Consider the following 12,760-nt stretch of genomic DNA (forward strand, 5'->3'; position numbering starts at 1 on the left):
CCCGGGCGCCGCCGGGGGGGGCGCGGGCCCGCGCCGGCCGCGGGGGGGGGGGGCGCGGGGTGGCCCCCCGGGGGGGGGGGGGGGCCCGGCCGCCCCCCCACGGCCGCGCGTTGACCCCGGACGACCTGCGGGCCGAGCACAACCTCGGCCCGCTGCTGGCCGGTTCGGGCTGGGAGCTGGTCTCGTACGCCGACGAGGACGCCCGCTTCCTGGCCCTCGCGGTACGCCGCGGCTGATCAGGCCGGGGGCTGGGCCTCGGCCCCGGCCGGCCGGCGCGGGTGCGGGACGGGGCATCCGCCCAGGCCGGGGACCGGGAACGTGCCGAGCTCGCCCACGTCGTAGCCGTTCCGGTAGCCCTTGATCTCCGGGTTCTGGCGGGCGTAGTGCGGGGCCTTGCGCGGCGGCAGCAGCCGGACGGCGCGGCCGCGCAGCCGCAGGACGCCGCGGACCAACCGCTGGACCTGCGGGCGGGGGCGCTCGTACCGGAAGGCGTCGAGCAGCGGCTGGTCGAGCAGGGCGAGGCTGGCCCCGCGCAGGGCCGGGGCCAGCGGGGCCGGGTACCAGGAGGCCATCAGGTCGAGGGTGGAGTCGGCGACCTTGCGGCCGCCCTCGTCCCATCCGAAATGGGCCTTCTCGTAGGCGTTCAGGGTCTCCTCGAACTCCTCGTAGGAGTCCGGGACGTCCTTGATGCCCATGTGCCGGCCGAGGGTGGCGTAGTAGTTCGCGGAGGCGCGGCGCTCGTGGTGGGTCATCGGGCGCCAGCCGTAGTCGTCCATCCAGCGCGCCGGAATCACCACGAACGTGCACAGGACGTAGCGCATGTCCTCGTTCGAGATGTCATAGCTGCGGTGCATCTGGTTGATGCGGCGGATCGCCGTGCGCGCGGTCTCGCTCTCGAAGCCGTGCTCCACGACGGCGTCGAGCAGCAGCGCCGTGTCGTCGTAGCGCTTCTGCGGGCGGTCGGTGAATTCGGCGGTCTCGGCCAGGAGCCGGCCGATGCTGGGGACGGCGTAGGTCCGGAAGAGCGCGAGCTCCAGGGCCCGGGTGAAGTCCCAGGGGAACTCGTACGTGGCAGTGAGCCGGTAGATGGTGAGGAAGTCCTTGTCCGGGTCCAGACCGAGGATCTCCCTCAGCCGGTCGTAACGCTGCACCGGGGTGTCCCTTTCTGTGGCGGGTGGTCAACTCTACGTGCAGGTAGCGGCCTTGGAAATCGCCGCCCGCGGGCTCTCGACGCGGGGGTTACCCGCTGGTTAGGGTGCGCCGACGAGCGAGCGACCGGGAGGCCATGTGTCCGATGAGGAGGGGGGCGGTTCGCTCTATGTGCTGACCGCCGTGCTGCTGACCCCCGCCCAGTTCCCGAGCGTCCTGGGCGACGATTTCCCCGAGGCGTGTGCACTGTTGGGCGTGTCCGCGGCCCCCGAGGGGTACGGGCTGGTGCTCGGGCAGGACGAGGAGGGCGCGCGCTGGACGGTCGTCGTGGACGACGTGTCGCTCGTGGCTGCTGCGATCGCCTCCTGGGACTGCGGGATGGAGTACGACCTGTCCCCCGACGAGCGGACGATCGTGGTCTCGCTGGCGGGCTGGCCGCTGGACCTGTCCGTGGCCGCGCCCGGCGTGCCGGACCCGCACGACCCGGAGCAGGGCGCGGACGGCACCGGGCGGGTACCGCTGGCCCCGCCGTCGGCCGACACCTGGGGGCCGGTGCAGCGGCGGTTGGGTGCGGACCAGGTCGCCCGGGAGTGGGGCGACTGGCAGGACCGGGCCGCGGCCGACGGCGGTGCGGCGGCCGCCGCCCACCCGGGGCTCGCGCGGGCGCTGCGGGAGGCGCTGGAGTACACGCGGACGGCGCCGCCGCCCGGGCGGGTGCGGTCCTCCTTCGCGGGCGGGGGCGCACGGACGCTCAGGGTGGACGGGCCCGGCTGGTCGCTGGTGGCCCGCACCGACGGCGCGGCGTTCGTCCTGCTGGACGACGCGCCGCACGAGGTCCTTCCGGTGCCCCGGAATGGGGAGCGGGGGCTGCCAAAGCTGCCGGAGCTGCTGGCCGCGCTGGACGGGATCGCCGTACGCCCGTCCTGATCGCCTGACCGGTCGACCGATCGCCTGACCGATCGACCGCCCGACCGAGAACGCGTGAGAGCGAGGGGAACGACGTGGTGGTGTCCGAGCCGGTGGGCCTGGTGGTGGGCGGCCGCGCGCACGTGGCCGACGACGACTGGGGGCGGGAGAGGGCCGTGATCCGCCTGGACTCCGGCCGGTTCGGTCCGGAGGCGCTGTACGGGCTGGAGTCCTTTTCGCACGTCGAGGTCGTGTACCACTTCGACCGGGTGCCGGAAGGGAAGATCGAGACTGGCGCCCGGCGACCCCGGGGCAACCCGGACTGGCCGCTGGTCGGCATCTTCGCGCAGCGCGGTAGGAACCGGCCGAACCGGCTGGGTGTCTCCCGGTGCCGCGTGGTGCGGGTGGACGGCCTGGACGTGCACGTGGAGGGCCTCGACGCGGTGGACGGGACGCCCGTCCTGGACCTCAAGCCGTACATGGCCGAGTTCGGTCCCCGGGGTGAGGTCAGCCAGCCGGAGTGGGCCACCGAGCTGATGCGGGACTACTACTGATCGCCCCGGCCCGCTCGGCCGGCGGGCCGGGGCGGCGCTCCTCCCGGCCTGCTCAGCGGCCCAGCTGCTTCCTGTTCCTGGATATGCCCCGCAGGCGGCGGCGCTGGGAGGGGTCCAGCAGCAGATAGGCCGCCGCCGGGACACCGATCAGGACCAACAGCCCGGCCCAGAACCCGACCAGGCTCCACACCACGATGGCTGCCACGGCTCCGGCTACTGCGACACCCGCGCGCTTGGACATCTGCGGACACCTCCACCCGTCATGGGGCACTACTCCGTCACCTCACTCAACGCCCCGCGCCGTCGGCGGGTTCCCGAAAATCGGGACGGCCCCAGACCGCTCCGGAGCCGCCCCGGAGCCGCCCACCCCGGAGCCGCCCGGGACCGACCCCCACCACCCCGCACCGCCGCGGCGGAACCCCGTCCCGCGGCCCCCGCCACCTGCGCGCAACGAGCGGTGGCGTTTCGGCGCGGAGTGGCCGGGCGCGGCCTTGCCGCGGCCCCGGACCGCGGCGACGATGGGGCGCTTCCGGGGCTACGGGAGCTCCGGAACCTGCGGGAGGGTTTCATGGACGAGCCGCCGCTGGCACTGCCTGCCGGAGCCGACCCCGTCGAGCACGGGCGGGTACTGCGCAGGGCGCACTCCGCCTTCACCCGGTACGGCCGTGTCGAGGGACCGGTCCGGGCGGTGATCGCGAGGTCCTGGCTGCGGTGCGCCCGCGCACGCGTCAGCCCGGACTGCGCGCCGCAGGTGGAACTCGCGGAGGCGGAGCTCCGGCCGTACCGGGCGCAGCACCCGCTGGCCCGGGTGATGCCCCTGTTCCGGGACCTGGTGGGGGCGTTCGCGGCACACGGGTCGCACCTGTTGGCGGTGTGCGACGCCCGCGGCAGCCTGCTGTGGGTGGAGGGCGAGACGGCCACGTTGCGCCGCGCCGAGCGCCTCGGCTTCGTTCCCGGCGCGCGGTGGGCCGAGACGGCGATGGGCACCAACGCCCCGGGCACGGCGGTCGCGGTCGGCAGGTCGGTCCAGGTCCTCGGAGCCGAGCACTTCAGCCGGCGGGTCCACGCCTGGACGTGCGCCGCGGCCCCCGTGCGCGACCCCCGTACCGGCCGGATCCTGGGCGCGGTGGACATCACCGGTGGCGACGGCCTGGCCCACCCCCACTCGCTCGCGTTCGTCCGGGCGGTGGCCCGGGCGGCCGAGTCCCAGCTGGCCCTGCTGGACCCGTTACCCGCGGCCTCCGGGGACACCCTCGGGGCCCTGGGCCAGGACGAGGCCCTGCTGGTCGGCGCCGACGGGGCACGGACCCGGCTGGGGCGGCGGCACAGCGAGATCATGGCCCTGCTCGCGCACCACCCCGACGGGCTGACCGGCGAGGAGCTGGCGATCGAGCTCTACGAGGACGAATCCGTATCACCCGTGACGTTACGCGCCGAAATGTCGAGGCTGCGCGCTCTGCTGGGCCCCCGTGCCCCGCTCTCCCGCCCCTACCGCACGGCCGCTCCGCTGCAGGCCGACTTCGCCACCGTCACCCGTCACCTCGCCGCCGGCGCCGTCTCGGCGGCCCTCCAGCACTACACCGGCCCCCTCCTGCCCGCGTCCACCGCGCCCGGCATCGTGCGGCTGCGCCGCCGCATCGACGAGCAGGCGCGGGCCGCCGTGATCGCCCGGGCGGACGCGGGGCTGCTGACCGACTGGGTGTGCACGCCGTGGGGCGCGGACGACCCGGACGTGTGGCGGGCCCTGGCCGCAGCCCTGCCGCCCGGCGACCGCCCGGCCGCGCTGGCCCGCGTACGTTCCCTGGACGGCGAGCTCGGCACCGTACGACCGCTCCCCCGCAGCCGTGCAACGTATCCGCAACCTGCCCGCTCCTAGTCTCCTGCCGAGCGCCGGCCGACCGCGGCCGCGCCCGGCAAGGGGAGGACACCATGGCCCGTTACGCTGCACCCGGCACCGAGGGCGCGCTGATGTCGTACGCGTCCCGGTACGGCCACTTCATCGGTGGCGAGTACGTCGAACCCGTCCGCGGGCAGTACTTCGCCAATCCCTCCCCCGTCAACGGCGAGACCTTCACCGAAGTGGCGCGCGGCACGGCCGAGGACGTGGAGCGCGCCCTCGACGCCGCGCACGCGGCCGCGCCCGCCTGGGGGCGCACCTCGGCAGCCGAGCGGGCCTCGGTGCTGCTGCGCATGGCGGACCGGACGGAGGAGCACCTGGAGGCCCTGGCGGTCGCGGAGACCTGGGAGAACGGCAAGCCGATCCGTGAGACCCTCGCCGCCGACCTGCCGCTCGCCATCGACCAGTTCCGCTATTTCGCGGGAGCCCTGCGCGCCCAGGAGGGCGCGCTGAGCCAGCTCGACGACGACACGGTCGCCTACCACTTCCACGAGCCCCTCGGCGTCGTCGGGCAGATCATTCCGTGGAACTTCCCCCTCCTGATGGCGGTGTGGAAGCTGGCTCCGGCACTGGCGGCGGGCAACGCGGTGGTGCTGAAGCCGGCCGAGCAGACGCCGGCGTCGGTGCACTACTGGCTGGGCCTGGTGGCCGACCTGCTGCCGCCGGGCGTGGTGAACATCGTCAACGGCTTCGGCGAGGAGGCGGGCAAGCCGCTGGCGTCCAGCCCGCGGGTCGCGAAGATCGCGTTCACCGGGGAGACCTCCACGGGCCGGCTGATCATGCAGTACGCGGCGGAACACCTCAAGCCGGTCACCCTCGAACTCGGCGGCAAGAGCCCGAACATCTTCTTCGACGACATCTGGACGGTCGACGACGACCTGCGCGACAAGGCCCTGGAAGGGTTCGCCATGTTCGCCCTCAACCAGGGCGAGGTGTGCACGAGCCCGTCCCGCGCGCTGATCGAGCGCGGCCGGTACGGGGACTTCCTCGACGCGGCCGTCGCCCGCACCGAGCTGATCGTCCCGGGGCACCCGCTGGACACGGACACGATGATCGGCGCACAGGCCTCGGAAGAACAGCTGCGGAAGATCCTGTCGTACGTGGAGATCGGCCAGCGGGAGGGCGCGAAGATCCTGACCGGCGGCGAGCGCATCGACCACGGCGGCGACCTGGCCGGCGGCTACTACGTCCAACCGACGATCTTCGAGGGCGACAACCGGATGCGGATCTTCCAGGAGGAGATCTTCGGCCCGGTGGTGTCCGTGACCTCCTTCCAGGACTTCGAGGACGCCATCCGCATCGCGAACGACACCGCGTACGGCCTGGGCGCGGGCGTGTGGACCCGCGACATCAACACGGCGTACCGGGCGGGCCGCGCCATCCAGGCGGGCCGCGTCTGGACGAACTGCTACCACGCCTACCCGGCCCACGCCGCCTTCGGCGGCTACAAGCAGTCGGGCATAGGCCGCGAAACCCACAAGATGATGCTGGAGCACTACCAGCAGACCAAGAACCTCCTCGTCAGCTACTCCCCGAAGAAGCTCGGCTTCTTCTAGAGGCGTGAAGTCGATTGCCGGGAGTGGGTGTTAAGCCTCTCGGAAAAGCCCATCGAAGCCACTCCAGGTAATCAGATCGAAACCCTGGGCATTCTCCGTTTGCTTTGCGGAGGCTCGTCCGGACCAGTCACGGACCAACGGCATGTCCTTCGTGGATGGGGCAAGACAGATCCTGGGCTGCGGCCAGCCGCTCTCCAAAGTCAAGACCTCCGTTCGACGGAGGCTCGGCGGGGAGGCCTCTGGTCCGGGGCGGACGCCCTATGCGGGTGTGGACACTGTCAGGACAGGGGATCGGCAGCCGAGCATCACGGCTACTTTTTAGCTCAGGAGTCAAGGCCTGTGTCGGCCCAGAGGTGCGCCGCCATGGCTGACATCTCCCAAACCCTGGCCGGGTCTCTGACCCACCATCCCAGGGGCTCTGTTCACGAGAGCGTTCTCGTGAACAGAGCCATCCTGGTTACCGAGCTGGCCAGCCACGGCTGTCGCCGCTTTCATTTGCGTGCCAGCAAAGCGCCGGGAACCTACCTGCGTCGCCCTTTCCGCCGAGCGCGGGTAGTACGCGAAGGCTGTCGGCGGACTGCCATTGCGGATGGTTCCAGACTGGTCGGACCGGGCTGTATGCGCACGGAGACGAGGGCAGCCGCAAGCAGTCCGTTGCCGCTCGTCTCGGCGAACCGGCGGTGCACTTCTGCACGGTCCGTCATGAGCTGCCGATGCGCGACCGGGTCGCTAAGGGTTAGACCGTAGCCGTACAGCACGAGCACGCTGCCACGATCGCGCGCTACCTGCCGCCACCGACCTGATGCCGTCGCATTGGCGCGGGCAATCACGGTGCCGTCGTCGTGCTCGAGAGTCAGCCTTCGGCCCGCGATGGTGAGCGTGAGGTGCTGCGGTGAGGGGATGGTCGGCTGTGGCCCAACCAAACGACGCAGACCCTTGCCGCAAGCCCGGTGGATCTGTAGCTCGACTGTCTCACCGTTCTCGAGCAAGGTGGCGCCGAGCATCTGATCAGGCTCCAAGATGGCCAAAGCTCTCGACGCCGGCATCAGCTTCTTGATTTCCGGCAGTAGAATGTCCACGTTGGAGCGGCCAGCGAGGAACCCGTAGCCCGGGTCTGTGGACAGCGACAACACCGAATGGCAGCTGGCCTCCTCGTACACGGCACGCAGGTCCTCATCGGCCTGCAGCATCGGCGAAAATTCGGCAAGCACGGATTCGCCGGCCTCTTGCTGGTGGCGGTGTGCGGTCTCACCCGCAACGGCGGATAGCCGCGGAATCAATCCCTGGTAGATCCTCTCCCACACACTCCCGGGATCGTGCGGATCGGTGAACGTCTTGTCCCTAAGGCGGGCAAGCAGCCCAAGAGGATCCGCGTCGTCGGCGCCCTCGTGCATGGCACGCCAGCCTTCGTGGACCGCCTGCAACAAGATGAACCGTGCTTCGTCGGTACCCGTCTCGTACGCCGGATTGTCGGCGATGCAGGTCTCTTGCAGCAGGCGCCCGAGCAACTGCATCGCACGCTGCTCCCCGGTCAGCACCCATTTCCAGGCGGACTGACAGCCGACGTTGTGCACCAAGTGATGAACGGCAAACCCGTGGAGCGTGTGGGGGCCGGCATAGGGCACGAAGTCGGTGAAGGCAGCATCGGCCTCCGCCCATTTGTCCTGCAGAACCAACGCCTCGACCAACAGACGCCTCAGGTCGGCAGTGCTCGACGCCCAAGGATCAGCACATCCGACCAGGGCCTTGGTAACGGCGTGTTCGGCACGCTCGGTCTCTCCCTGCCCAATCAGGTCCTGGATAGCCAGGAGGTCCTGCACCGCCTGTTCCCTCTCGGCTGAGGGCAGACCGTCGGCCAGGACACGGTAGCCCTTCAGTAGATCCTCCAGCCTAGGGTCGGATTCTCTACGTAGTTGCATCTGCAAGATCAAGGATGCCTTACCTGGCAGGTCGGAGACGTTGTCGTGCAGGTGGCCCTCAAGCCTGCGCAGATAGCCCAGCACAGAGCCCAGATAGTCGGCCATGCGGGCAGCGCCGCCGTCCTGCTTGCGCAGATGAACGAGATGGGCGAGCGACGTACGCGCCTGGGCGGCCATTCCCTCGTCCGGGTCGCCGGCCTGTGCCAGCCATTCCAGTTCTTGCTCGAGCAGCCGCTGCGCGGACTCGTACTGGCCATGGGCGTGATGGAATGCGGCGAGGTTGCCCATGAGAAGTGCCGTGAACGTGTCTGGTGTCCCTGCCGAGCGGATGTGCCCCACGAGCGCAGTGGCGTGCTGGGCCAGCTCCCACGTCCGCTCGGCCTGGCCGGTAAGGAGGGCCCCACGCAGCCAGCGGTCCGTGTGAAAGGCAAGAGCCGACAAAGCGGCCGTGCCCTCTTCCTCGTCCATCTCCAGGTACCGGCCGATGATCTGCTGCACTACCGAGTTCATCGACACAGTGTCATCACTGCCCGGGAACGACTCGCCCCGGCTCGGCAGCGGCTCGTCCCACCGCACAAGGGAGACGTTGAGCAACTCGCGCATGACCTCCCGTACCGGTACATGGACCTCATCGAAGACCAGCCATCTGGGAGAGGGCGGCATGTTCTCGGGCTCGTAGAATGCGCATGCTGCAGCCAGATGCACTGGCACCCGACGCGGTGCGAGCCAGCACAGCGCCGCTACCGTGACCAGAGTTGCCTGCAGCAGGCCGCGGCCCTGCGCACTGATCGCCAGGCGATCCACTGTCAGCGCGACCGCTGCGGCCAGAGTCCGCGGGTACCCGGCAGGCACCGACTGCTCATCGTCGGCCGCCCGGTGAACCAAGGTCTCCGAATAGGCTGCAATCTGCTCCACGCCCACACCGCAGCTGACCAGATAGCCACTCGCCACCTCGATGGCCAACGGCCAGTACTCCAATACGTCCGCCAGCCGGGACAGCGCTGATGCGTGCTCGGCGGCCCCTTGTGCATCAACCGACAGCCGCAACTGCAGCAGCTCCAGTGCTTCCTCGCGACTCATCGGTTCTAGATCGATGCGCCCGTCCACCCTCGGCCAATGACCACCCAGCGCCGTCACGATGACCCGGCCACGTCCCTGACGGGGAATCCAGGCGCCGACAACAGACTGGCTCGCGTCGTCAAGAACCATGAGCCAACGCCCAGGCAGCGACTGCAGCTCGGCGTGAACCCGCTCACGTAACAGCCTCGGGTCGCGCACCTCCGTCTGCTCCGTCTTACCCGTTAGGTGCGCCAGGACCCTGACGAACGACGCCACCAAAGACTCTTCGGTCTCAGCATCAACCCAGAACACAGCGTCATAGCGGAAGGCCTCAGCCGCGATGTACGCGGCAGCAAGACTGGATTTCCCCAGGCCCGACAACCCTGTGATGACACACGTCAACACACCCTGCGCTGAATCCTGTCCACCCAGCAGTACCTCGCCCACCTTCTCGACAAGGTGGGCCCGGTCCACCTCCGGAACCGGAGGCACCTGCCCAAACACGATGCCCAGATCCTGCCGGCCCAAAGCCGAACGCAGTTCCTCATCACTCACCAGCACCGACCGGCGAAAAGCGCTCACATCCCACTGAGCCAGACCGGGATCAGCTGCCCGACGCATCACCTCTGCAACCAAACAGCCCAGTACAAGCCCTCCGGCCCGACCGGACAGACCCCGCCCAGCGCGCTCCCGCTCCAAACGCAGCGCACCATGGAGGTCTTCACGTAACTGCTCATCACTGCGGCCATCGAACTCAATGCCCGCACGCCCCAAGCGGTCCCAGTGCTCCTCGGACAACGCCTGACAGAGGCCCCAGGCTGCCGGAGCCCGTACCAGGAGCTCCTCAAGCCCCACCTTGAGACGCGAAACGTCCCCACCGTGGCGCTTCAGCAGCTCACCCAGACGCAGACAGCCTTCGTCCGGCACAGCGGACGTGATCAAACGGTACTGGTCGGCCTCGAAGCCGGTGACCAGGTGAACCAGCACTGACACCGCTTCGCGCGCCCTTACGGTCCGTCCCGTACCAGCACTCTTAACCTGCACCGCAAGCAGCGAGCGGCCAGAGGCGTCGACCAGATCGAAATCGACCGAATCCACATGGTGGACCGACACCGCATTCCCCGGCCCCTCAACACGACAAGCAGTCACCTCACTCTGCTGCATGCCGACCAACAAAGCTTCCACTGTGCGCAGGTACTGATACTGGAACCCACGAGCAGCAACGCGACCACCGTCGATCGCCACACAACCCCCCGGTGTCGAGACCTATTTGTGGGATTCAGCGTAGGGGCGAGGTATGACAGCCATGGACAGTCCGGCCACATGTGCGATGGCTTCCAGCCTGGAGAGGCTCAACTGCACATCGGGCGCCACCTACCGTGACAGCTCCCACGAGCCCGGAGGCATGGGACGTACCGCAGCACCCATGAGACCAGCGCGCTCTCAATCATTCCCAGAACCTCGCAGCCTCCATCCTCTTCACCCCACGAGCTCTGGGGCCGAGATCCGGACCATTTCCGCACCAGGCTTCGCCCGAGTGCCCTGCGCAGCGCCGTTTTCCCAGCTCAGCCCGGGTGTGGCTGCTGTACCACCAGCAGACCAAGAACCTCCTCGTCAGCTACTCCCCGAAGAAGCTCGGGCTCTTCTGAGCGCCTTCACCCTTGGCGGCACACAGCTGCATCGCGCCGCATGCCTCGGCGGCAAGGTCGAGCGCGGAGAGCATGAAGTGAGTCGGCTGGGGCGGTGGAACTGCCTCCGTCCCAGCCCATCAGCGGGCTCCTGCCGGCCCGATTCCTCGTCGCGATGACATCGCCAGAAGAGTCGGTGGCAGCGTCTGAGGTGCGGCGCATGTCTACCCCATCAACTGGGCTGCCCACAGACACACCCCTGTCACCGGTGTACCCCTTCAACGCGCCCGGAGAGCCGATCACTGTGGCTGGTCCAACGGCAACGATGCACCCGAACGCCCAGCCTCCCGTACACCCCGCCCCGGGCGTCGGCGCGCAGCCACGCATCGGCCACTCATCCGATGCGGGCACCGCGCCGGCGCGCATGAGGAACGCAGCGTCCCCGCAGCACACCAGCCTCCGTCTCAGCCGGTGGGCAGGCTTTCGGTCGTCGGGCGGCGGCGGACGCCGTCCGCGGTGAGCTGTACGAGTTCGCGGCGGACGCTGTCGTGGTGGGTGGGGTGGAAGCCGGGGACGGAACCGATGCGGGCGCCGGAGGTGGGGTCCCAGATCTCCAAGCCGGGTCCGCCTGCCGAGTACAGCAGGCCGTCGGCGGCGAAGAACCGGCCTTCCGGGCCTCCGAACGTCGTCGTCTCGTCGGGTCCCGAGCCGTGGACGCCGAGGTCGACCATGCGGGTGACGTCGAAGACGCGGGCGCCGGGGACCACTGCCTCGTCGTCGTCTCCGAGCCCGCCGAGGACGATCCGCGCCTCGTCCAGCCAGACCATGGGCCGGTTCCAGTGGTACTCGCAGGGAGGCAGCAGCCGGAATTCGACGGCGGGCTGCTCGCCGTGCCAGGCGGACTCCCCGTCGGCGAACCACCGGGCGAGGTCCCAGGTGACGGGCTGGCCCAGCGGGTGCCACAGCCAGGTGTCCGAAGCCAGGCGGGTGCCGCCCGGACTGAGGTGGAGCGCGCCGTGGAAGCTGTGCGCCCAGGCGGCCTCCTTCTCGGACTCCGGCATCAGGAGGACGGGCTCGCCGGTCGCCGGGTCCGTGCCCGCGATCCGGTTCCACCGGGTGCGGTGCAGGACGACGTCGCGGCCGGCGTGCTCGGTGAACAGGAGGGAGTAGGGGACGGTCTCGCTGTAGTACCCGTCGTTCTCCAGGACCGTGGTGACCCTTCCGGTGGCCAGGTCGATCACCTCGCCGGTGCGGCCGAAGTCGACGACGACGGCGGCGAACCGGCCGTTGCGGGAGGCGTGCAGCCGCAGGGCCTTGTCGTGCCCGTTCCACGGCTCCGCATCGGCCGGCACGCTGACGCCGGTGGTGGCCAGGTGCGTGCAGGAGCCCGCCTCGGCGTCCCACAGCAGGATCCGCCCGTCGGCCGCAAGCAGCAGCAGTCCCCGCTCGGTGGGAGCGAGGTCCAGGACCGTACCCGTTTCCGCGGGGAACGGGACCAGAGGTCCGGCGCCCGGGACGGGGCGGGAGGCGTCGATGGTCTCAGGGCGCCCGACGGAGTCGACGACGCTCCCGTACGAGGTGTCCGAACAGTCCTCACAGATGCGGCCTGCGGCGACCGGCCGGCCGTGCTCGGCTTCCTCGCGGCACAGGGCGCATATCCGCTGATGCTCGAGGCCGTGCCCGGTGTAATGGATGGAGAAGTCGACCTCGTCGGTCGCGGTCCGGATGTGCTCGCAGACCGGGAGGCCGTGGGCGGGGGCGTCGTGGCCGCAGGCGAGTGCCATGGTGGTGTCTCCTCGAAGTGGTGTTCCGGGCCGGTGGCCGCAGGGCCGGCCGCCGGTCGTCCCATTCCATCCGACGGCATCCTCGATTCCGGCCCGGTGCAGCGTGCGGCGGCCTGATCGGACGCCCTCCCGTGCCCGTTCGGGCACAGCCGGGCGCAGACGGGAACCGCATGCTCGGACCGGCAGTTCCCGTCGCGGCAGGCAGATGGCAAGCGGATGCCAAGCCGATGTCAGGCGGCACGGGGCAGGGTGGGAGAGACCGCGGCGGCCGTGGTGGTCTGCCGCGCAGGCCGGCCGCGCGGCCGCAA

General features: G+C 70.1%; 8 protein-coding genes and 1 pseudogene. 5 read left to right on the top strand and 4 right to left on the bottom strand.

All coding sequences use genetic code 11. The features are described 5' to 3' along the window. Positions 1-98 precede the first annotated feature (98 nt). Positions 99-236: pseudogene (locus ACFVGY_RS03850) on the top strand (SAM-dependent methyltransferase); the annotation flags it as partial. Here ACFVGY_RS03850 and ACFVGY_RS03855 read toward each other — a convergent pair. Beyond that, positions 237-1,151 (bottom strand): oxygenase MpaB family protein, encoded by a 915-nt coding sequence (locus ACFVGY_RS03855; RefSeq protein WP_385670465.1) that lies wholly within the window; start codon positions 1,149-1,151, stop codon positions 237-239. Between the two features lie 136 nt (positions 1,152-1,287). On the opposite strand from ACFVGY_RS03855, the gene ACFVGY_RS03860 reads away from it, so the two are divergent. After that, positions 1,288-2,076, top strand: a complete 789-nt coding sequence (locus ACFVGY_RS03860; protein ID WP_385670468.1) for a hypothetical protein — start codon at positions 1,288-1,290, stop codon at positions 2,074-2,076. 77 nt (positions 2,077-2,153) lie between these two features. Then, entirely contained in the window at positions 2,154-2,609 is a 456-nt protein-coding gene (locus tag ACFVGY_RS03865; protein WP_385670884.1) for an SAM-dependent methyltransferase, read from the top strand. A 52-nt stretch (positions 2,610-2,661) separates the two neighbouring features. Here ACFVGY_RS03865 and ACFVGY_RS03870 read toward each other — a convergent pair whose 3' ends face one another. Next, positions 2,662-2,850 (bottom strand): hypothetical protein, encoded by a 189-nt coding sequence (locus ACFVGY_RS03870; protein WP_385670471.1) that lies wholly within the window; start codon positions 2,848-2,850, stop codon positions 2,662-2,664. Between the two features lie 327 nt (positions 2,851-3,177). Here ACFVGY_RS03870 and ACFVGY_RS03875 point away from each other — a divergent pair, with 327 nt between their 5' ends. Both ACFVGY_RS03875 and ACFVGY_RS03880 read left to right on the top strand, forming a co-directional pair. Next, the gene (locus tag ACFVGY_RS03875; RefSeq protein ID WP_385670474.1) at positions 3,178-4,485 is read left to right on the top strand and encodes a GAF domain-containing protein; all 1,308 of its coding nucleotides are present in this window, start codon (positions 3,178-3,180) and stop codon (positions 4,483-4,485) included. A 53-nt stretch (positions 4,486-4,538) separates the two neighbouring features. Beyond that, positions 4,539-6,062, top strand: a complete 1,524-nt coding sequence (locus tag ACFVGY_RS03880; protein ID WP_385670477.1) for an aldehyde dehydrogenase family protein — start codon at positions 4,539-4,541, stop codon at positions 6,060-6,062. A gap of 521 nt (positions 6,063-6,583) precedes the next feature. Here ACFVGY_RS03880 and ACFVGY_RS03885 read toward each other — a convergent pair. Then, positions 6,584-10,285 carry an NB-ARC domain-containing protein gene (locus ACFVGY_RS03885; RefSeq protein WP_385670480.1) on the bottom strand — a complete coding sequence of 1,234 codons (3,702 nt, stop codon included), beginning with the start codon at positions 10,283-10,285 and terminating at the stop codon, positions 6,584-6,586. A gap of 847 nt (positions 10,286-11,132) precedes the next feature. Beyond that, complete coding sequence (locus ACFVGY_RS03890) at positions 11,133-12,452, bottom strand: hypothetical protein (protein ID WP_385670483.1); 1,320 nt, start codon at positions 12,450-12,452, stop codon at positions 11,133-11,135. Between the last annotated feature and the right edge of the window lie 308 nt (positions 12,453-12,760).

This window comes from Streptomyces sp. NPDC127106 (genome assembly GCF_042677605.1).
Classification (GTDB): Bacteria; Actinomycetota; Actinomycetes; order Streptomycetales; family Streptomycetaceae; genus Streptomyces.

Excerpts from the sequence above, each read along its gene's own strand:
- ACFVGY_RS03880 (WP_385670477.1), top strand. The coding sequence starts at position 4,539 with ATGGCCCGTTACGCTGCACCCGGCACCGAGGGCGCGCTGATGTCGTAC.
- ACFVGY_RS03875 (WP_385670474.1), top strand. The coding sequence starts at position 3,178 with ATGGACGAGCCGCCGCTGGCACTGCCTGCCGGAGCCGACCCCGTCGAG.
- ACFVGY_RS03890 (WP_385670483.1), bottom strand. The coding sequence starts at position 12,452 with ATGGCACTCGCCTGCGGCCACGACGCCCCCGCCCACGGCCTCCCGGTC.
- ACFVGY_RS03870 (WP_385670471.1), bottom strand. The coding sequence starts at position 2,850 with ATGTCCAAGCGCGCGGGTGTCGCAGTAGCCGGAGCCGTGGCAGCCATC.